Source organism: Pseudomonas sp. UBA5706 (assembly GCF_002419965.1).
Taxonomy (GTDB): Bacteria; Pseudomonadota; Gammaproteobacteria; order Pseudomonadales; family Pseudomonadaceae; genus Aquipseudomonas.
In genome coordinates this window covers 69,634-89,729 of record NZ_DIHC01000026.1, presented here as the reverse complement: position 1 = coordinate 89,729, position 20,096 = coordinate 69,634, and the positions used below count along the sequence as shown (strand labels likewise).

20 protein-coding genes and 2 tRNA genes are annotated in these 20,096 nt (G+C 58.6%); 14 read left to right on the top strand and 8 right to left on the bottom strand.

Annotated features, from left to right (window positions below; all coding sequences use genetic code 11):
* Window positions 1–138 precede the first annotated feature (138 nt).
* The 4 genes from B3I26_RS11850 (at window position 139) to B3I26_RS11835 (ending at window position 3,928) form a co-directional block, all read left to right on the top strand.
* A complete protein-coding gene (locus B3I26_RS11850) occupies window positions 139–1,119 on the top strand; it encodes a YbgA family protein (RefSeq protein WP_296257868.1) in 981 nt (326 codons plus the stop codon).
* Between the two features lies 1 nt (window position 1,120).
* Window positions 1,121–2,056 (top strand): MerR family transcriptional regulator, encoded by a 936-nt coding sequence (locus tag B3I26_RS11845; RefSeq protein ID WP_296257867.1) that lies wholly within the window; start codon window positions 1,121–1,123, stop codon window positions 2,054–2,056.
* A 10-nt stretch (window positions 2,057–2,066) separates the two neighbouring features.
* Window positions 2,067–3,512 (top strand): deoxyribodipyrimidine photo-lyase, encoded by a 1,446-nt coding sequence (gene phrB / locus B3I26_RS11840; RefSeq protein WP_296257866.1) that lies wholly within the window; start codon window positions 2,067–2,069, stop codon window positions 3,510–3,512.
* 98 nt (window positions 3,513–3,610) lie between these two features.
* Window positions 3,611–3,928: a YkgJ family cysteine cluster protein gene (locus B3I26_RS11835; RefSeq protein WP_296257916.1), complete on the top strand. Its 318-nt coding sequence runs from the start codon at window positions 3,611–3,613 to the stop codon at window positions 3,926–3,928.
* Between the two features lie 173 nt (window positions 3,929–4,101).
* Here the strand turns inward: B3I26_RS11835 and B3I26_RS11830 are convergent, their stop codons facing one another.
* From B3I26_RS11830 to hemA, 6 genes are all read right to left on the bottom strand, one after another.
* A complete protein-coding gene (locus B3I26_RS11830) occupies window positions 4,102–4,620 on the bottom strand; it encodes an acyloxyacyl hydrolase (RefSeq protein ID WP_296257865.1) in 519 nt (172 codons plus the stop codon).
* A gap of 112 nt (window positions 4,621–4,732) precedes the next feature.
* Entirely contained in the window at window positions 4,733–5,533 is an 801-nt protein-coding gene (murI, locus tag B3I26_RS11825) for a glutamate racemase (protein WP_296257864.1), read from the bottom strand.
* The gene (locus B3I26_RS11820) at window positions 5,526–6,299 is read right to left on the bottom strand and encodes a molybdopterin-synthase adenylyltransferase MoeB (protein WP_296257863.1); all 774 of its coding nucleotides are present in this window, start codon (window positions 6,297–6,299) and stop codon (window positions 5,526–5,528) included. Before B3I26_RS11820 ends, murI begins: the two co-directional genes overlap by 8 nt.
* Window positions 6,293–7,126, bottom strand: coding sequence for a peptide chain release factor N(5)-glutamine methyltransferase (prmC, locus tag B3I26_RS11815; RefSeq protein ID WP_296257862.1), 834 nt, complete (start codon window positions 7,124–7,126; stop codon window positions 6,293–6,295). The genes B3I26_RS11820 and prmC overlap by 7 nt, the downstream gene beginning before the upstream one ends.
* Entirely contained in the window at window positions 7,127–8,209 is a 1,083-nt protein-coding gene (gene prfA, locus B3I26_RS11810; RefSeq protein WP_296257861.1) for a peptide chain release factor 1, read from the bottom strand.
* Window positions 8,206–9,483 (bottom strand): glutamyl-tRNA reductase, encoded by a 1,278-nt coding sequence (gene hemA, locus B3I26_RS11805; protein WP_296257860.1) that lies wholly within the window; start codon window positions 9,481–9,483, stop codon window positions 8,206–8,208. The genes prfA and hemA overlap by 4 nt, the downstream gene beginning before the upstream one ends.
* Before the next feature lie 257 nt (window positions 9,484–9,740).
* Between hemA and B3I26_RS11800 the strand changes: the two genes are divergently transcribed.
* From B3I26_RS11800 to ychF, 8 genes are all read left to right on the top strand, one after another.
* Complete coding sequence (locus B3I26_RS11800) at window positions 9,741–11,468, top strand: tetratricopeptide repeat protein (RefSeq protein WP_296257859.1); 1,728 nt, start codon at window positions 9,741–9,743, stop codon at window positions 11,466–11,468.
* Between the two features lie 3 nt (window positions 11,469–11,471).
* A complete protein-coding gene (gene lolB, locus B3I26_RS11795) occupies window positions 11,472–12,089 on the top strand; it encodes a lipoprotein insertase outer membrane protein LolB (protein ID WP_296257858.1) in 618 nt (205 codons plus the stop codon).
* A gap of 3 nt (window positions 12,090–12,092) precedes the next feature.
* Entirely contained in the window at window positions 12,093–12,944 is an 852-nt protein-coding gene (gene ispE, locus B3I26_RS11790) for a 4-(cytidine 5'-diphospho)-2-C-methyl-D-erythritol kinase (protein ID WP_296257857.1), read from the top strand.
* Window positions 12,945–12,979: 35 nt separating this feature from the next.
* A tRNA-Gln gene (locus tag B3I26_RS11785) sits at window positions 12,980–13,054 on the top strand.
* Between the two features lie 47 nt (window positions 13,055–13,101).
* Window positions 13,102–14,043, top strand: a complete 942-nt coding sequence (locus B3I26_RS11780; protein WP_037018241.1) for a ribose-phosphate pyrophosphokinase — start codon at window positions 13,102–13,104, stop codon at window positions 14,041–14,043.
* A gap of 139 nt (window positions 14,044–14,182) precedes the next feature.
* Window positions 14,183–14,791 carry a 50S ribosomal protein L25/general stress protein Ctc gene (locus B3I26_RS11775; RefSeq protein WP_296257856.1) on the top strand — a complete coding sequence of 203 codons (609 nt, stop codon included), beginning with the start codon at window positions 14,183–14,185 and terminating at the stop codon, window positions 14,789–14,791.
* A 75-nt stretch (window positions 14,792–14,866) separates the two neighbouring features.
* A complete protein-coding gene (gene pth / locus B3I26_RS11770; protein ID WP_296257855.1) occupies window positions 14,867–15,451 on the top strand; it encodes an aminoacyl-tRNA hydrolase in 585 nt (194 codons plus the stop codon).
* 21 nt (window positions 15,452–15,472) lie between these two features.
* Window positions 15,473–16,573, top strand: a complete 1,101-nt coding sequence (ychF, locus tag B3I26_RS11765; protein WP_296257854.1) for a redox-regulated ATPase YchF — start codon at window positions 15,473–15,475, stop codon at window positions 16,571–16,573.
* Window positions 16,574–16,736: 163 nt separating this feature from the next.
* Here ychF and B3I26_RS11760 read toward each other — a convergent pair whose 3' ends face one another.
* Window positions 16,737–16,895 (bottom strand): hypothetical protein, encoded by a 159-nt coding sequence (locus B3I26_RS11760; protein WP_296257853.1) that lies wholly within the window; start codon window positions 16,893–16,895, stop codon window positions 16,737–16,739.
* Window positions 16,896–16,981: 86 nt separating this feature from the next.
* Complete coding sequence (locus tag B3I26_RS28880; RefSeq protein WP_409522055.1) at window positions 16,982–17,989, bottom strand: methyl-accepting chemotaxis protein; 1,008 nt, start codon at window positions 17,987–17,989, stop codon at window positions 16,982–16,984.
* Between the two features lie 1,496 nt (window positions 17,990–19,485).
* On the opposite strand from B3I26_RS28880, the gene B3I26_RS11750 reads away from it, so the two are divergent.
* Together B3I26_RS11750 and B3I26_RS11745 are read left to right on the top strand one after the other, a co-directional pair.
* Window positions 19,486–19,562 (top strand) — tRNA-Met (locus B3I26_RS11750).
* A 15-nt stretch (window positions 19,563–19,577) separates the two neighbouring features.
* Window positions 19,578–19,934 carry a hypothetical protein gene (locus tag B3I26_RS11745; protein ID WP_296257851.1) on the top strand — a complete coding sequence of 119 codons (357 nt, stop codon included), beginning with the start codon at window positions 19,578–19,580 and terminating at the stop codon, window positions 19,932–19,934.
* The last annotated feature ends 162 nt before the right edge of the window (window positions 19,935–20,096 follow it).

Here is a 20,096-nt window from a genome sequence, read left to right as displayed (position 1 = left end):
TCGTCTGCTCTGCTTACCTTTTCAGCATCGCGCTACAAAACTTATACAAATCATTTGACTTGTATAACTCCAAACCTATGATGAGTAGAAACCTGTACAGCCGTATGCAGTTGTACAAGACGTTCATCGAGGTTTGCCATGCCCCTGACCCCAGATCAATCGCCGGTACACCGTCCGAAACCTAAACTCGGCGTCAGCGCCTGCTTGATGGGCGTTGAGGTTCGGTACAACGGTGGGCACAAGGAATCGCACCTGCTGACTCGAGCCTTGAACGAACACTTCGATTTCGTGCCTGCCTGCCCTGAAGTCGCCATCGGCATGGGCATTCCCCGTGAAACGATCCGCCTGGTGGGCGATCCTGAATATCCCCAGGCAGTGGGCACGGTGCGCCCCGACATGAATGTCACGCAGCCTCTGGCTGAATATGGCAATCACATGGCTCGCGAGATGGATGATATCTGCGGCTACATTTTCATGCAGAAATCACCCTCCTGCGGTTTGGAAAGGGTCAAGGTCTACCGTGAAAACGGCGCGCCTTTCGACGGTGGAGCACGCGGTATCTATGCCCAGGCCTTCTGCGCCCGCCAGCCGGATCTGCCGGTAGAGGAAGACGGCCGCCTGAATGACCCGGTCCTGCGTGAGAACTTCATCACCCGCGTGTTTGCTTATGCCGCATGGCAGCAACTGCTCAAAGACGGCATCACCCGCCGTGCGCTGACCGACTTTCACTCTCGCTATAAGTACCAACTGATGGCCAACGACCCGATCCAGTACAAGGCGCTGGGCAATTTGCTGGGCAATATGGGCCGCAACGACCTGACCGACATCGCACCGCGCTATTTCAGCGAGCTGATGAGCGCGCTGAAGAAACCGGCCACCCGCCGCACCCACACCAATGTGTTGCAGCACATTTGCGGTTACCTGCGCGACACCATCAGCGGGGCCGACAAACAGGAAATCCAGACGGTCATCCATCAGTACCACGAGGGCATCGTTCCGTTGGTGGTACCGCTGACTCTGCTCAAGCATCACTTCCGACAGCACCCGGACCCCTATATCGCCTTGCAGGTGTACCTGCAACCGCATCCGGAAAACCTAAGCCTGCGTAATGCGATCTGACATGAAAAATACCCACTCCGAACCGTTCAATGAAGCGCAGGACTACGCTCACGCTCTCGAAGAAGGCTGGTTACCGATACGCGAAGTCGCCCGTCTCACCGGAGTGAACGCGGTAACCCTGCGCGCCTGGGAACGGCGTTATGGCCTGATCGTGCCTCATCGCACCCCCAAGGGGCACCGCTTGTACAGCACGGCCCATGTCGACCGGGTGTTGACGATTCTTACCTGGCTCAATCGCGGGGTATCGGTGAGCCAGGTCAAGCAACTGATCGATCACCAGCAGCCCCCGCCGCCAAGCCTGGAAAACGACTGGGATCAACTGCGCCAGAACTTGCTGGAAGCGATTACCACGCTCTGCGAACGGCGCCTGGATGACTCCCTTAATCAAGCCATGTCGCTGTATCCACCGCGCACCCTGTGCGAACAGCTGTTATTGCCGCTGCTGGCTGCTCTCGAACAACGCTGGCAGGGCCAGTTCGGCGCGCAACTGGAGCGCGTGTTCTTCTATTCCTGGCTGCGCAGCAAGTTCGGTGCACGGCTTTACCATAACAACCGTCAGCTCAAGGGCACGCCCCTGTTATTGGTCAACCAGTCCGATCTGCCACTGGAGCCCCACCTATGGCTGACCGCTTGGCTGGTAAGTAGCGCCGATTGTCCTGTGGAAGTATTCGACTGGCCATTGCCTGCCGGCGAATTGAGCCTGGCCTGCGAATACCTCCAGCCGCGAGCCGTGCTGCTGTATTCCAGCAAATCGTTGAATCTGAGCCAGTTGCCACGCCTGCTGAACAATATCGACTGCCCGAAGTTGATTATCGGCCCTACCGTACGCATCCATTCGGCCGAATTAGCCGTCTCTGTCCAGGAGATTGCCGGGCTTATCCTCGCCGAAGACCCTTTGCGCGCCCAGAGCGCGCTTCAGCGTCTGAACATCATCTGAGGATTTAAAAATGCAACTGATCTGGTTGCGCACCGACCTGCGCGTACATGACAACACGGCCTTGAGCGCTGCGATGGAGCAGGGCCCAGCGCTGGCCGTCTACATGATCACCCCCGCGCAGTGGCTCAGCCACGACGACGCTTCGGTCAAAGTCGATTTTTGGATGCGCAATCTCTCGGCGCTGAAAAACGAATTGCACGCCCTGAATGTGCCGCTGCTAATCGTGCAGGCCGACACTTGGGACCAAGTGCCCAGCGCCTTGCTTGAGCTGTGCAAGCGCCACGGTATCACGCATGTTCACGCCAACGAGGAATACGGGGTCAACGAAGAGAAGCGCGACCGGGCGGTCGAGATCGCACTGGCCGATCAGGGCATTGGCTTCACTCGTCAGCTGGATCAACTGTTCTTTAAACCGGGCACCGTGCTGACCAGAAGCGGGGGTTATTTCAAGGTTTATACTCAGTTTCGCAAGGTGTGCTACGGGCGCCTGCATCACTCGGTGCCAGCCCTGGTAAGACTGCCAAAAAAACAGGCGCCCTTGCAGGTTAAAAGTGATGACGTGCCCGAGTACGTAAAGGGTTTCGCGACGCCGCCCGAGGAGTTGAAAGCCCTCTGGCCGGCCGGTGAGCACGAAGCCCGCCAGCGTCTGGAGCATTTCACTGACGATGCAGTCCATTACTACAACGACGAACGCGACTTCCCGGCCAAACCCGGCACCAGTCAACTGTCGGCGTACCTTGCAGCAGGCGTGGTGTCTGCGCGGCAGTGCCTGCATGCTGCTTTACGCAGTAATAATGGCGAGTTCGAGACGGGAAATGTTGGCTCGGTGACCTGGATCAACGAGCTATTGTGGCGAGAGTTCTACAAGCACGTGCTGGTCGGCTTCCCGCGCGTGTCACGTCATCGTGCCTTCCGCCCGGAAACAGAAGCGCTGACGTGGCGCCACGCACCCGACGATCTGAAAGCTTGGCAACAAGGGCGAACCGGGCTACCAATCATCGACGCCGCCATGCGTCAACTTTTGGCAACCGGCTGGATGCATAACCGTTTGCGAATGATCGTAGCAATGTTTCTCACCAAGAACCTGCTGATCGACTGGCGCGAAGGCGAACGCTTCTTCATGCAGCATCTGATCGATGGTGACCTGGCTGCGAACAACGGCGGCTGGCAGTGGAGTTCTTCAACCGGTACCGACTCCTCACCGTATTTCCGTATCTTCAATCCGCTGAACCAGTCCGAGCGCTTCGACCCGCAAGGTGTTTTCATCAAAAAGTGGGTGCCCGAACTCGCTGGCCTGAACAAGCGTGACGTCCATGATCCGTCAGCACTGGGCGGTTTATTCGGCGTCGAAGGTTACCCGGCGCCGATCGTCGATCTCAAGTCCAGCCGCGAGCGCGCCTTGACCGCGTTCAAATCCCTGCCCCATCGGCAAGCAGAAACCCAACACCATGAGTGATCACCAGAACGATCGACTGGCTCAGCGGCGACCGGCATGAACCCGACGCCCGTCAGGCAGGCCCCCGACTGCAGGCTGGCTGCATTACACTGCGGCGCATGACTGTCATTCCCCTGCTGCAACTTCCCGTCGAATCCACAGAGTCTGCCGTCACCTGTTCCACCTGCGCGGCTTGTTGCTGCCAGCTGGAAGTGATGCTGATCACCGATACCGGCGTACCGGAGCGTTTCATCGATACCGACGACTGGGGCGGCGAAGTCATGCTGCGCCTGGACGATGGCTGGTGTGCGGCGCTGGATCGCAACACGATGATGTGCACGATCTATGACAGAAGGCCGTTGATCTGCAGGGAGTTCGAGATGGGTTCGCCGGAATGCATCACCGAGCGGGAAGGGATTGAGACGGCGTATTTATAAAAGTCGGTGTTTTATGACGCTTGGCATCACTCTGTAGCAGCAAGGTTTGCCGGCGGTGCCGCGCTCAGGAGCGCCACCTCCAGCAAACCGTCCTGCTACAGAATTTACATTGCCTACCTCAACGGGAGCAGGCTTGGTTGCGATTACATCGATGCATCTTGTCGCAGTAGAACTTAGAACGGCATCGTGTAATGGATAGCGTAGCTTTCGATACCGTCGTTATTGGTGGTCATGCCGCCGTTGGAGTAGTGAGTCGCGCGCAGGCCCACTTCATGACCACCGGCGAAACGCAGACCAAAGCCAATACGGTCTTCGAACTGAAAGGCGCTGCCCAGTTTGTTACCTTCAACTTCCGTGCGCTGGAATACAGCACCGCCGATACCGGCTTCCACATAAGGCTTCACGCTGTCACCGGCGAATTCATAAACGAATACCGGAGAGAACGACAAGCTATTGTTGCTGGAATTCTTGTCGCCTTCCCAATAGGTGTAAGCGCCGCTCCAGTAACCGGTCAGGCGACCTACACCGGTCTGCCACCAGCTTTTATCCCAATCAAATTGCGCGCCCAAACGATAGGTCATCGTCGATTCGCCGGTTTGCCCTACCGAAAACTCAACCCCATCAGCTTGTGCAATCGCACTCTGCCCCGACAACGCGGCCGCAATCGCAGCCAAACAAAACAGTCGCTTCATCTGAAACATCCCATTTACGAATGCAGTTAAAAATTTTTATAACAAAAGACTGGCTATAGAAATCTGCCGGTGAACGTTAGTTCAGCCGCGACCAGTGCAATTCACGTTTTTTTCACGAAACGAAGCTTCGCACACTGTCAGATTTTTTCCACAACAAAGGTAGGATTTTTCTGAAATTGTCCGTATCGCCGCTCGTCCAGAACTGGGTGGGATGGGGTCGGCCGCTCGCCAGGAGTTCGTGCTGACTGAGCAGCCGCTGCAACTGCCGGGCTACCGCGGCGCCGGTGTCAATCAGCGTGATGGACGCTGGAATCATGTCGCTGAGCAGCGGCTTGAGGAAGGGGTAATGGGTGCAGCCGAGAATAATGGTGTCACAGCCCGCAGCGAGTAACGGCTCGACGTAGCCCTGCAAAAGCTGGCGGATGGCCGGGCTGGCCAGATCCCCCGTTTCGATTAACTCCACCAGGCCAGGGCATGGCTGGGTAATCACCTGCACGTCGGCGGCAAAACGGTCCAGTAATGCGGCGAACTTGGCGCTCTGCAACGTGCCCGTCGTTGCCAACACACCCACCACGCCACTTCGCGTGGCCGCCGCTGCCGGTTTGACAGCGGGCTCCATGCCGACCAGCGGCCAGTCCGGGTAACGCTCGCGCAGGTCGGCAACCGCAGCAACTGTCGCGGTATTACAAGCCAGCACCAGCGCCTTGGCGCCTTGCGCACGAAAGAACTCGGCGATGGCCACGCAACGCTCGCGAATGAACGCCGGGGTCTTTTCGCCGTAGGGAATGTGACCGCAATCGGCAACGTAAAGCAGTGATTCTTTGGGCAGCAATTGATGAATCTCGCCCAGCACTGACAACCCACCGACACCGGAATCGAAAACCCCAACAGGCGCGTCGCTGTCTCTAGCCATGCTCGACCGTTCTATCATGGGCCGCGCCGCAGACGCTGCAACCCGGATCACGTTTGACTTTCAGCTCGCGAAATCGCGTACCCAGAGCATCAATCAACAGCAGACGGCCCACCATTGGCTCACCAAAACCGGCCAACAGCTTCATGGCTTCCAGTGCCTGCAGGCTGCCCACCAGCCCAACCAACGGCCCGATGACGCCCGCTTCGCTGCAGGTCAATTCGCTTTCACTGCCATGCCCGTATAAACAGTGGTAGCAAGGACTATCGGCTCGACGCGGGTCGAACACCGACAATTGCCCTTCCAGGCGAATCGCCGCACCGCTGACCAGAGGCTTGCCCGCCGCGACACAGGCCTCGTTCACCGCTTCGCGCGTGGTGAAGTTATCGGAGCAATCAAGCACCAGGTCCACTGCCTCGACGGCGCTCGCCAGAGAGTCCTGGTCCATTGCGGCCCGGTGGGCCACCAGCGTGACTTCAGGATTCATGGCGCTCAGGCGAGCGATTGCCGAATCGACTTTACGCTGACCCACGCTCTGGCTGTCGTGGATGATCTGTCGTTGCAGGTTGGTCAGGTCGACGGTGTCGAAATCCGCCAGATGCAACTCGCCAACTCCCGCAGCCGCCAGGTAAAGCGCCACAGGCGACCCCAGGCCGCCAACGCCGACGATCAACGCGCGACTGTGTTTGAGGCGCAATTGCCCGTCGATATCGACGTGCTGCAGAAGGATCTGCCGGCTATAGCGCAGCAGTTCTTCGTCAGTCAGCACGGCACTCGCCCGAACGTGATGCGCTCGTGATCACCCAGGTCGCGTCGGGTCTGGATCTGCTCGAAACCGTGATGGTTGAGCAGTTCGCGCACCGCTGGGCCCTGATCGTAGCCGTGTTCAAGCAGTAACCAGCCGCCCGCTTCCAGATGCTCGGGCGCCTGAGAGACGATCAGGCGCAAATCGTCCAGGCCGTCAGAGCCTGAAACCAGCGCGCTGCTAGGCTCGAATCGCACGTCACCTTCCGCCAGATGCGGATCGTCGGAGGCTATATAAGGAGGGTTGCTCAGGATCAAATCAAAACGCAGCCCTTGCACGGCGCTAAACCAATGGCTGGCCAGTACCTGCGCATTATCCAGATGCAATCGCTGACGATTGCGTTCGGCCAGGGCGACGGCTTGCTCCACCCGGTCAACTGCCGTCACCTCCCACTGTGGACGATCCTTGGCCAGCGACAACGCGATTGCCCCCGTGCCGGTACCCAGGTCGAGCAAGCGATGAGGGATTGCGCCAGGCAGCAACTCCAATGCGGTTTCCACCAGCATTTCGGTTTCCGGACGAGGAATCAACGTATGCGTCGCGACTTCAAGATCGATATTCCAGAACCCCTGCTGGCCCAGAATGTAGGCCACCGGCTCTCCGGTACGACGACGCTGCAGATAGCCCTCGAATGTCTGCGCCGCTTCGGTGCTGACGATACGTTCGGGCCAGGTGTGCAAAAAACTGCGCGGCTTGCCCAGGGCAGCTGCCAGCAGCAGTTCGACATCCAGGCGGGCTGTCGGAGAATCCGGTAGCTCAGCGTTTCTTAACAAGCTGGCGATGATGGTCATTTACTCACCCAGTGCCGCAAGTTGGTCTGCCTGATACTCGGCAAGCAACGGTTCTATCACTGCATCGACCCCGCCGGCCAAAACTTCATCCAGCGAATAGAGCGTCAGGTTGACGCGATGATCCGTCACTCGCCCCTGTGGAAAATTGTACGTGCGGATGCGTTCCGAACGATCGCCCGAACCCACCAGCAATTTACGCTCACTGGCGATCGCGTTGGCGGCCGCAGCGGTTTGCTGATCGTTGAGCTTGGCCGACAGCCAGGACATGGCCCGGGCGCGGTTCTTGTGCTGGGAGCGCTCTTCCTGACATTCGACGACAATGCCGGTCGGCAGGTGCGTGATACGAATCGCCGAATCGGTCTTGTTTACGTGCTGGCCCCCTGCGCCGGAGGAGCGATAGGTGTCGACACGCAAGTCTGCAGGGTTGATTTCGATGGCTTGCTGCTCGTCAGGCTCGGGCAACACCGCGACGGTGCAGGCAGAGGTGTGGATCCTGCCTTGGGATTCGGTCTCGGGCACCCGTTGCACACGGTGCGCGCCGGACTCGAATTTCAGCTTGCCGTACACGCTTTCGCCCTCGACGCGCGCGATGACTTCCTTGAAGCCGCCATGCTCGCCTTCATTCTCGGACAGGATCTCTACACGCCAGCCGCGACGCTCGGCGTAACGCGAATACATGCGGAACAGATCGCCGGAGAAGATCGCTGCTTCGTCGCCACCGGTGCCGGCGCGAATTTCCAGAAACACGTTGCGACCGTCGTTGGGGTCCTTGGGTAGCAGCATCTTTTGCAGATCGCTTTCCAGCACCGCCAGTTGATCCTTGCCCTCACGCACCTCCTCGACCGCCATTTCGCGCATGTCCGGGTCGCTGTCCTTGAGCAGCGCCTGGGCACCTTCGAGGTCGCGCTGCACCTTCTGCAGTTGCTTGTAGGTCTGGATCACGGGCTCGATTTCGGCATACTCACGGGAGTAGGCGCGGAATTTGGTCTGGTTGGAAATGACTTCGGCATCGCCAAGCAGTGCGGTCAATTCCTCGAATCGATCGCTGAGCACGTCCAGCTTATTGAGCAGTGAAGCTTTCATTGCGGGGGTTTATCCGTGGAGCCCTCATTGAGGGCAAAGAGTTCCTGGGCCATGGCCAGCGCATCGACGCGGCCTTCGGCGGACAGCTTTTTCAGTTGCACGCTGGGCGCGTGCATCAATTTATTGGTCAGACCCCGTGCCAGCGCCATTAAAACATCTTCGGCATTGGTGCCATTGGCAAGCATGCGTTGGGCTTTTTGCAGCTCTTCGTCGCGCAGACGTTCGCTTTGTTGACGATAGGCCCTGAGCACATCGACCGCCGCCAGCTCGCGCAGACGCGACATGAAGTCATCGACGCCGACGCTTACCAGCTCCTCGGCCGCCTGGGCAGCGCCCTGACGACTCTTGAGGTTCTCTGCAACGACTTCATGCAGATCGTCCACGGTATACAGGTAAACGTCGTCGAGCTCGCCCACTTCTGGCTCGATGTCACGCGGGACCGCTATATCGACCATGAAAATCGGTTTGTGCTTGCGCAGCTTGAGTGCGCTTTCGACGGCGCCCTTACCCAAAATGGGCAGCTGGCTGGCTGTGGAACTGATGACGATGTCGCTGTTGACCAGCTCTGCCGGGATATCGGCCAGCAGTACCGCGTGGGCGCCGAACTGTTCGGCCAGCATACTGGCACGCTCAAGGGTGCGGTTGGCGACCACGATACGCTTGACGCCCAGGTCGTGAAGGTGCCGTGCGACCAGCGTGATGGTTTCGCCAGCGCCGATCAGCAAGGCCTGGCTGCGCTGCAGGTCGCTGAAGATCTGCTTGGCCAGGCTGACGGCGGCAAAGGCCACCGAGACCGGGTTTTCGCCAATGGCTGTGTCGGTGCGCACTTGCTTGGCCGCGCTGAAGGTTGCCTGAAACAAGCGGCCAAGTAATGGACCAATGGTTCCGGCTTCGCGGGCCACGGCATAGGCCGATTTCATCTGACCGAGAATCTGCGGTTCGCCCAGCACCAGCGAATCCAGCCCGGATGCCACGCGCATCATGTGACGCACGGCTGCGTCTTCCTCATGCACGTAGGCACTGGCGCGCAGCTCGTCGAGGTTAAGGTGGTGATAATCGGCCAGCCAGCGCAGTACGACGTCAGAGGTGAGCTGATCCTGCTCTATATAGAGCTCGCTGCGATTGCAGGTCGACAGGATCGCTGCTTCGCGACTCTGGGTCAGGCGGCACAGCTGCTGCAATGCTTCAACCAGTTGCTCAGGCGTAAATGCCACGCGCTCGCGGACATCCACTGATGCAGTCTTATGGTTGATACCCAGTGCAAGAAAGGCCATTCAAGGTCGCTGATGGTGACGTGAAGCCGGCAATTGTCCTACTTCAATAGATTCAGAACAACCACCGCAATACATTCAGAACGTCCGCGACTGGCTATTGTCCCTATAGAGATTCGCTTTGCTGCCTTGGCGCTGCGACAAATTGTCCGGGCGCGGGCTATAAATGGCGGGTCCTGGTTTTCGAGTGGGCTGTGGGTTTGCTCCCTGCCTTGTGTCATGATGCCTTCAAACCGCAGGTAAGCCGCCCTTTCTCCTATATGAATAAATCCTCCGCGTTGTTCCTTGCCTTTGTCGTCCTTGGTGGTTGTCAGTCGACGGCCTCCGTTTCCCCGGAGCCTGCTGCTCCAGCGAAAGAAGCGACGCCCACGCCTGATGCCAAGCCGCAGGTTTACGCATCATTCACCCAGGAGACGGTCGTCAGCCTGCTGACCGCTGAGCTTGCCGGGCAGCGCAATCGATTCGACATTGCGCTGGACAACTACGTAACCCAGGCGATCCAGACTCAGGATCCGGGGATTTCCGAACGGGCGTTCCGTATCGCCGAGTACCTGGGCGCCGATCAGGCGGCATTGGACACCTCGATGATCTGGGCGAAAAACGATCCGGGCAACCTCGAAGCGCAACGCGCTGCGGCCATTCAGTTGGCACGTGCCGGTCGCTATGACGACTCGATGCGGTATATGGAGAAGGTGCTGCAGGGTCAGGGTGACACCCACTTTGACTTCCTGGCGCTGTCGGCGGCAGAAACCGATTCCAATACACGCAAGGGCCTGCTCAACAGCTTCGATCGCCTGCTCGCCAAATACCCGAAAAACGGCCAGCTGATTTTCGGCAAAGCGCTGCTGCTCCAGCAGGAAGGCGACAGTGCGGCGTCGCTCAAGCTGCTCGAAGACAACCCGCCGGGAGAAGGCGAGGTTGCACCGATTCTGCTGCGCGCACGGCTGCTGCAAAGCATGGACCGTGGCAAGGAAGCGATGCCGCTGCTGGAAAAGAGCATCAAGAAGTACCCGGATGACAAGCGCCTGCGCCTGACGTACGCCCGCATGCTGGTTGAGCAGAACCGCATGGAAGACGCCAAGGTGCAGTTCTCCAGCCTCGTCCAGCAGTACCCGGATGATGACGAGCTGCGTTATTCACTGGCGCTGGTCTGCCTGGAAAACAAGGCTTGGGACGAAGCGCAAGGTTATCTGGAAGATCTGGTAGCCCGAGGCAGCCACGTCGATTCGGCCCACGTGAACCTGGGTCGCATCTACGAGGAGCGCAACGACCCCCAGACCGCCCTGAGCGAATATGCTCAGGTTGGTCCCGGCAGCGATTACCTGCCGGCGCAGCTCCGTCAGGCTGACATTCTGATGAGCAATGGCAGCACGGCCGAGGCTTCGAAACGGCTGGCCCAAGCCCGTGCAGACCAGCCTGACTACACGATCCAGCTGTACCTCATCGAAGCCGAAACCCTGACCAACAATAACCAGAGCGACCGCGGCTGGCAGGTCCTGACCCAGGCGCTCAAGCAGTACCCGGACGATCTGAATCTGCTCTACACCCGCGCCATGCTCGCCGAGAAACGCAATGACCTGAAGCAAATGGAGACCGATCTGCGCGCAATCCTCAAGCGCGAGCCGGACAACGCCATGGCGCTGAACGCATTGGGTTACACCCTGTCCGATCGCACCACGCGCTACGCCGAAGCCAAGGAGCTGATCGAACGAGCCCACCAGTTGAACCCGGAGGATCCGGCCGTGCTCGACAGCCTGGGCTGGGTCAATTACCGGTTGGGCAATCTTGATGAAGCCGAGCGCCTGCTGCGCGAAGCACTGGAGCGTTACCCCGATCATGAAGTCGCCGCGCACCTGGGCGAAGTTCTTTGGGCCAAAGGCGAGCAACGCGAAGCGCGCAAAGTGTGGGGCAAAGCCCTCGAACAACAACCTGACAGCCCGGTCCTGCGTAGCACGCTGAAACGCCTGACCGGCTCCGAGACTCTTTGATTTATGTTATTGCGCCACGTACTTGCATTCAGTTTGATCGCCCTGCTCGCCGGCTGTGCCGGCATTACCTCCCACGAAGCCGTGCAGGGCAAGGGCGACGCCAGCAAATGGCGTGTTAACAAGGAACAGCTCGCCAGTCTCGATGGCTGGCAGATCAACGGTAAGGTCGGTATCCGGGCACCGAAGGATTCTGGCAGCGGCACCCTCTTCTGGCTGCAGCGCCAGGACTATTACGACATTCGCCTCTCCGGCCCCCTTGGCCGCGGTGCAGCTCGCCTGACCGGCCGCCCTGGCGCGGTCTCTCTGGAAGTCGCCAACCAGGGCCGTTACAACGCGCCGGACCCCGAAAGCCTGCTCAAGGATCAACTGGGCTGGAAACTGCCTGTATCGAATCTGGTCTGGTGGGTCCGCGGGCTGCCTGCCCCGGACAGCAAGAGCAGCGTGACCCTGGACGGCGACAGTCGCTTATCGAATCTGGATCAGGACGGCTGGCAGATCGAATACCTGGGCTACACCGAACAAAATGGTTACTGGCTGCCTGAGCGGATGAAACTGCATGGACAGGATCTGGACGTCACGCTGGTCATCAAGGATTGGCAACCGCGCAAGCTGGGGCAATGACCCATGCCCCGTCCACTGTTGACCCTGCCAGCGCCAGCCAAGCTGAACCTAATGCTGCATATCCTCGGCCGTCGAGCTGACGGCTATCACGAGTTGCAGACCATTTTTCAGTTTCTGGATTACGGCGACGAGTTGAGTTTCGCCCTGCGAGACGATGGAGATGTCCGCCTGCAAACGCCAGTTGCTGACGTTCCCCACGACAGCAATCTGATCGTCAAGGCCGCGCGCGCACTTAAAGAGCATTCCGGTTCGCCGCTGGGTGTCGATATCTGGCTTAAGAAAGTGCTGCCCATGGGCGGCGGTATCGGCGGTGGAAGTTCGGATGCGGCCACCACGCTACTGGGTCTCAATCATCTTTGGCAACTGGGCTGGGATGAAGACCGCCTCGCAGCGCTGGGGCTCAAGCTTGGGGCTGACGTGCCGGTTTTCGTGCGTGGACATGCCGCATTTGCTGAGGGTGTGGGCGAAATTCTCAGCCCTGTAACCCCTGAAGAACCGTGGTATGTCGTGCTTGTTCCGCAAGTATCTGTAAGTACAGCAGAAATTTTTTCAGATCCGCTGTTGACACGTGACACTCCGCCCATTAAAGTGCGCCCCGTTCCCAAGGGAAACAGTCGAAATGACTGCTTACCGGTTGTAGCAAGGCGTTATCCAGATGTTCGTAACGCATTGAATTTGTTAGGTAAATTTACCGAAGCAAAATTAACCGGAACTGGAAGTTGTGTGTTTGGGGCCTTCCCAAACAAAGCTGAAGCTGATAAAGTCTCGGCCCTTCTTACAGAGACCCTTACAGGGTTTGTAGCAAAAGGCAGCAACATCTCGATGTTGCACCGAAAGTTACAGACACTGCTCTAAGAGAACCGAGTGCCAGGCACTCGTGCAACAGATACAGGGGCGTCGCCAAGCGGTAAGGCAGCAGGTTTTGATCCTGCCATGCGTTGGTTCGAATCCAGCCGCCCCTGCCATTTTCCTATAGTCATCCAGGCATACCCTAAGCCTCCAGGTACTGCGCGTGTCCAAGATGATGGTCTTTACGGGGAACGCCAACCCCGATCTGGCTCGGCGTGTCGTACGTCAGCTGCATATCCCTCTCGGTGACATCTCTGTCGGTAAGTTCTCCGACGGCGAGATTACCGCTGAGATCAATGAAAACGTTCGCGGTAAAGACGTCTTCATTATTCAGCCGACCTGCGCTCCGACCAACGATAACCTGATGGAACTCGTCGTGATGGCAGATGCCTTCCGTCGCTCCTCGGCTACTCGTATCACCGCTGTTATCCCTTACTTTGGTTATGCCCGTCAGGATCGCCGTCCGCGTTCTGCACGTGTGGCTATTAGCGCCAAAGTGGTCGCGGACATGCTCACCGTCGTCGGTATCGACCGTGTGCTGACCGTTGATCTGCACGCTGACCAGATTCAGGGCTTCTTCGATATTCCAGTGGATAACATCTACGGCTCCCCGGTTCTGGTGGATGACATCGAAGACCAACGCTTCGAAAACCTGATGATCGTTTCCCCGGATATCGGTGGCGTCGTGCGTGCACGTGCCGTTGCCAAATCCCTGGGCGTGGATCTGGGGATCATCGACAAGCGCCGCGAGAAGGCCAATCACTCCGAAGTCATGCACATCATTGGTGACGTCGAAGGTCGTACCTGTATTCTCGTCGACGACATGGTCGATACCGCCGGCACGCTGTGCCATGCGGCCAAGGCATTGAAAGAGCATGGGGCCGCCAAGGTCTTCGCCTACTGCACACACCCTGTGCTGTCGGGCCGCGCGATTGAAAACATCGAAAATTCCGTACTGGACGAACTGGTGGTTACTAATACCATCCCGTTGTCCGCTGCCGCACAAGCCTGTGACCGTATCCGCCAACTGGATATCGCACCGGTAGTCGCTGAAGCGATGCGTCGCATCAGCAATGAAGAATCGATCAGCGCGATGTTCCGATAAGGGCCCTGCCCTTTCGAATCATTCGTTGACGAAAAGCGCCCCGCCCCAACAGTCACTGTTGGGGCGGGGCTTTTTTGCCCATACCGTGTTGGCGCTGGTCGCAAACGCCACTCGGGAATGGCTATTTTGGAGATACAACATGACCGATTTTATTCTGAACGCCCAAGCGCGTACCGACCTGGGGAAAGGTGCGAGCCGCCGCCTGCGTCGTCTCGCTGCCTCTGTCCCTGCCGTTGTCTATGGCGGTGACAAAGAAGCAGCTTCGATCACCATCGAAGCCAAGGAAATGGCCAAACTGTTCGAAAACGAAGCGGCTTTCAGCCACGTTATCGAACTGAACGTTGATGGCGCCAAGCAGAACGTGATCGTGAAAGCGATGCAACGTCACCCTGCCAAGCAGTTCATCATGCACGCCGACTTCATCCGCGTCATCGCGGGCCAGAAGCTGACTGCAACCGTCCCTGTGCACTTCATCAACGAAGAAGCCCCGGTCAAGAAAGGCGGCGAGATCTCGCACACGACCACTGAGCTGGAAGTGTCCTGCCTGCCTAAAGACCTGCCTGAGTTCATCGAAGTCGACCTGGGCGCGCTGGAAATTGGCGACAACGTTCACCTGTCCGACGTCAAGGCACCTAACGGGGTTGAGTTCGTCGCTCTGGCGCACGGCAAGGACCTGGACATTGCTAACGTCCACGCTCCTCGCATTGTCCAGGACGAAGAAGGCACCGCAGAAGGCGAAGCAGAGTAATCATTACTCGCTAGCCGGTTGAACCCGTGATGATGCCCGGCATCATCACACTCGACCCAAGGAAGAGCCCCTGACGTGACCGCCATCCAACTGATCGTCGGCCTGGGAAATCCAGGCCCCGAATACGAACAGACCCGGCATAACGCAGGGGCTCTTTTCGTTGAGCGTATTGCCAGCGCCCAGCGCGTCAACCTGACCGCTGACCGCAAGTATTTCGGCCTGACGGCTAAATTCAGTCATCAAGGCCAGGACGTTCGTCTGCTGATCCCCACCACCTACATGAACCGCAGCGGCCAGTCCGTCGCGGCGCTGGCGGGCTTCTTCCGGATTGCACCCCAGTCCATCCTGGTGGCCCACGACGAACTCGACCTGCCTCCCGGCGTCGCCAAACTCAAGCTGGGTGGCGGGCACGGCGGGCATAACGGTCTGCGCGACATCATTGCGCAGCTCGGCAACCAAAACGGCTTTCATCGCCTGCGGCTCGGCATCGGCCACCCTGGCGATGCCGGCCTGGTGTCCAATTTTGTACTGGGTCGTGCGCCACGCGTCGAACAGGAAAAACTGGACGCCAGTATCGACTTTGCCCTCGGCGTGCTGCCGGATGTCCTCGCAGGCGATTTCGCCAAGGCGATGCGTGTCCTGCACAGCCAGAAGGCCTGACATCACTCGAGGGGAAACACCATGGGATTTAACTGCGGCATCGTCGGCCTGCCCAACGTCGGCAAGTCCACCCTGTTCAACGCCCTGACCAAATCCGGTATTGCGGCGGAGAACTTTCCCTTCTGCACCATCGAACCGAACAGCGGCATAGTGGCCATGCCCGATCCACGCCTTCAGGCGCTGGCCGATATCGTCAATCCGAAACGCATCCTGCCGACCACGATGGAGTTCGTCGACATCGCAGGTCTGGTGGCAGGCGCGTCGAAAGGCGAAGGCCTGGGCAACAAGTTCCTGGCCAACATCCGCGAGACCGATGCTATCGCCCACGTGGTCCGCTGCTTCGAAGACGAGAACGTGATTCACGTCTCCAACAGCGTCGACCCGAAACGCGACATCGAAATCATCGACCTGGAGCTGATCTTCGCCGACCTCGACAGCTGCGAGAAGCAACTGCAGAAAGTTACGCGCAACGCCAAGGGCGGTGACAAGGACGCGGTGGCTCAGAAAGGTCTGCTTGAACAACTGATCGCCCACTTCACTGAAGGCAAGCCTGCGCGCAGCCTGATGAAGAGCATGGGTGCCGATGAGAAAGCCGTGATCAAGGGCTTCCATCTGCTGACCACCAAGCCGGTCATGTACATCGCTAACGTCGCTGAAGACGGTTTCGAGAATAACCCGCACTTGGACGTGGTTCGTGCCATCGCCGAAGAAGAAGGCGCCATGCTGGTACCGGTCTGCAACAAGATCGAAGCGGAAATCGCCGAACTCGACGACGGCGAAGAAAAGGACATGTTTCTCGAAGCCCTGGGCCTTGAAGAACCCGGCCTGAACCGTGTGATCCGTGCGGGCTATGAAATGCTCCATCTGCAGACCTACTTCACCGCCGGTGTGGAAGAAGTTCGCGCCTGGACCGTCCGCGTCGGTGCCACTGCGCCGCAAGCGGCTGGCGTGATCCACACCGACTTCGAAAAAGGCTTCATCCGCGCCGAATGCGTCGCCTACAACGACTTCATCCAGTACAAGGGCGAGGCCGGTGCCAAGGAAGCAGGCAAATGGCGTCTGGAAGGCAAGGACTACATCGTCAAGGACGGTGACGTGCTGCACTTCCGCTTCAACGTCTGATTGGCGTTTGCGGTTTCAGACTTTTCGCCGAAATATCGAGACGCCTTGAACCTCATAAAACCGCGCATTGCGCGGTTTTATTGTTTCTACTCCTTCTGACTGAAAAATGAGTTTAATGACCTCATTCACCTCGATAGCCGGTTCTCGGTATCGGCTGCACGGATCAGCCTTTGAACGTTTTATTCCAAACCTCAAGCATCGCCGACTGGTTTTCGATGATGTACGCGTACTCCGGTTTGAGCATTCGCTCACGTTCGGCGTCCATGGAGTTGATTTGCTTGTTCAAGGCTTCAGGTAATACCGCATTGGTGACTGTAGGCACGTATCCCATACGTTCGGCAAATGCGAGCTAGGCGCGGGAGTCCAACACGGTGTTCAGGTAGCCGCGCTAACGTCGAGCGCCTCGGCTCAACCCAACTGGAACCGGGAAGTGTTGGCACTCAGCGCCCGACTCCCTTGGCTCAAGGCGTCTGCGGCAAGGTTCACTGCCCGCGCGCCATCGAGCAGGCGTCCGGCAGCCTGGTCAACCTGCTGGATGTTACCGCTGACTTCATCGGCCGTTGCCGCCTGTTCTTCCACGGCTGTGGCGATCTGTGCCAGCGTGTCGGTGACGACTTGCACCGCGGTGGCGATTTCGCCCAGTCGCTCGCCAAGACCGGTCACCGATTGCGCGTCGGTGATGGCCTGACCACACGCCGCCTCCATCAGACTGACCGCCTGACTCACGGTGGAACGCAAGCTGTCGACGGTCCCGGCAATCTGCGCGGTGGAGGCCTGGGTTCGCTGCGAAAGGCTGCGCACTTCATCGGCCACCACCGCAAAGCCGCGGCCCTGCTCGCCAGCCCGTGCAGCTTCGATGGCCGCGTTCAGCGCCAGTAGGTTGGTCTGCTCGGCGATCCCGCGAATGGTGTCGACTACCGACTGGATCTGTTGCCCCTGTTCGCTGACCTTGCCCAGCGCGTTGGCGGTGTCTGTGAGCTTCTGGTTGAGCTGCTGAATGCTGGCCGTGGTGCGCTGACTGTCGCGACTGCTGTCCTGGGCAATACGCCGTGTGTGCTGCGCGCTGCCGGAAGCTTGCTCGCAGCTTTTGGCGACACCCAGGGACGTCGCGGCCAATTGTGTCGCGGCGGCGGCAATCTGGCTGATCTGATGCTGCTGGTCTTCAACCTCGTTGAGCGTGCTGCCGGACTGCGAATTGAGGGCCAGCACTGTCGAACCCAGTTGCTGAGTCTCGTGATTCACGTTCAGCAGGCTGGTGCGTAGCTGGACAACGGCCACGTTCAACGCGTTACTGATTGCAGCCAGTTCGTCGCGCCCTTCAACGGCTACCTCGACACACAAGTTACCGTCACGCAGGGACTCGGCCAGGGTAGTGATGCCCTGGGCACTGCGACGGATAGAGGTCTGCAGGCACATGAACAGATACAGCGCCGCCAGCGCCAGGACGCTGAACGTCACTGCGACGGGGATGAACTCCTTGATCGCAAGGTCATGGTAGTGCTCCAGGCGCTTGTCCAGTGCGATCAGCGACTGATTACGCAGTGCAGAAAGCGCCTCCAGGGTACCGTCCACGCTGCGTTCGAACGCTGCGGCATCCAGCTTGATCGAGCCAGCAAAGACGCCGTCGTCCAGCACCTTCAATTCGCTGTCCAGACGTTGAAGGCTCTCGTTGTACTGCACGGTCCAGGTTTCCATGCCGGGATAGGCCTTGGCTTGCAGCGAAGCCACGGCTTTGACCAGTTGATCGCGAGCATCGGTGATACGGCCGCGCAGATCGCGCATCTGCAAACGGCTCTGCAGCGAGAATTGTCCGGAGGCGAGGGATGATTGACCGACGCTGGCCATACGGCCGACGCGCTCGATCAGGTCGGGCGTCTGTTGCGTCGCGATCTGCATCAGCAGATAGGTTTCAAGCCAAGGATCGAGAATCAGCCCATTGTCCATGGCGATCTGGTCCCGCAGGCTCTGCAACGCCGTCAGCGCGCAGGTAAACCGATCGTAGCCATCCGGCCACCAGCCGATGGTGCGCAGCGACTCGGAATCCATGCCATGTACCTGCCCCTGCAACGCTTGATAACGAGCCATGGTGTCCGGGCCGGCATGACGTGCCTTGAGTTCATCACCCAGCTTGGCGAGCGTCTGCTTTAGGGTTGGATTGGCGGCATCGAGTGCAGCCATCGCCGCTTTTGCGGCAGGCGTTGGGTCATGCAGGATATCGGCCGCCTTCCAACGGGCAGCCAGATTGCGTTGCGAGGTCAGCTGATCATCCAGAGCGTCCAATGCCAACAACTGATGGGCGCCAGACTGCTCGCCGGAAATCACCTCGAGCTTGTTGCGATAATCCTGTCCGATCATCCACAGGCTGCCTGCCAGCGGCAACATGAAAAGAAAGAAAAGCACCTGAAACTTGCGTGCGAACCCAAAACGTCCGAGCAGGCGGATTCCTGGCGACAAAAGACTTTGCATGTCCGACTACTCCTCACGGACAACCCGCCGCCGCAGCTTGTGACCCAGGCGGATGTTGCCTCACATTGATACCGGCAAAATGCCATGTCTTTGTTTCGAAAACGACAACCATCTGTCCTTTTATGCCGCAGAGCATTCTGGAGGGGTTGCTTCATGCCCATGCGCCGGGACGCGCGAAGAGGCCTGTGGCTGGGTCATAAGCAAGAAACGGACCGAGGACACAAAGCCATATAAACGGGCGCACGGGCAAGAACGGTGCACAGAAACTGCACAAAAATGAGACAGAATCACTCAACACGCACAGAAAAATCTGTCACTGGGGTCACACAGATGGAAAGCTGAAGTAGGAGAAAAGAGTCGAAAAGGCTAACCAATTGATCGCACGGATATATTTTCTACGGAATGCTTGACACATCTTCGATCTGAGCGAATAATGCGCGCCACTTGGCTACATAGCTCAGTTGGTTAGAGCATAGCATTCATAATGCTGGGGTCCGGGGTTCAAGTCCCTGTGTAGCCACCAAGTACCGATCCATAGATGTCTACAGCAGTCTATGAATCACTTCAAGAAGCCCGCCTCGTGCGGGCTTTCTTGTTTCTGGGTGTCCAACAGACCCCCACATTCTTCACATCCCGTATGCCCCCTGAATGCCTCAATGTGGCGACCGAACGAAGATCGGATGCGGCAGAACGCACGAAACATGCCCCCGGCTCCTGGAAGCACTTCCCGCCCTGCTCGGAGCAGTACGAACATGCCCGCCCGCCAAAAGTATTCAGCCGGGCCTTTGCCCACCTTCGTGGCGGTCCATCCGGCAAGCTTCAAGAGGCGCATGGGCTTGAAGAACAATCGGGTTCAATCCTGAGCGTCACCCGTCACAAGCGCATGGGCCATTGACGCTCGATGGAGTGCCTTAACTCGTCCGCTCGGAAAGTCGATCAAGCGCATATTGGGTTATTCGCCGCCCTTCGTTGCTGGACCTGGCCCCACCTTCATACACCCTTTCTGCAGGCCCTCCCGCAACCGAAAGACGCGTGCATGTCTCGCGCGTCTTCCTCA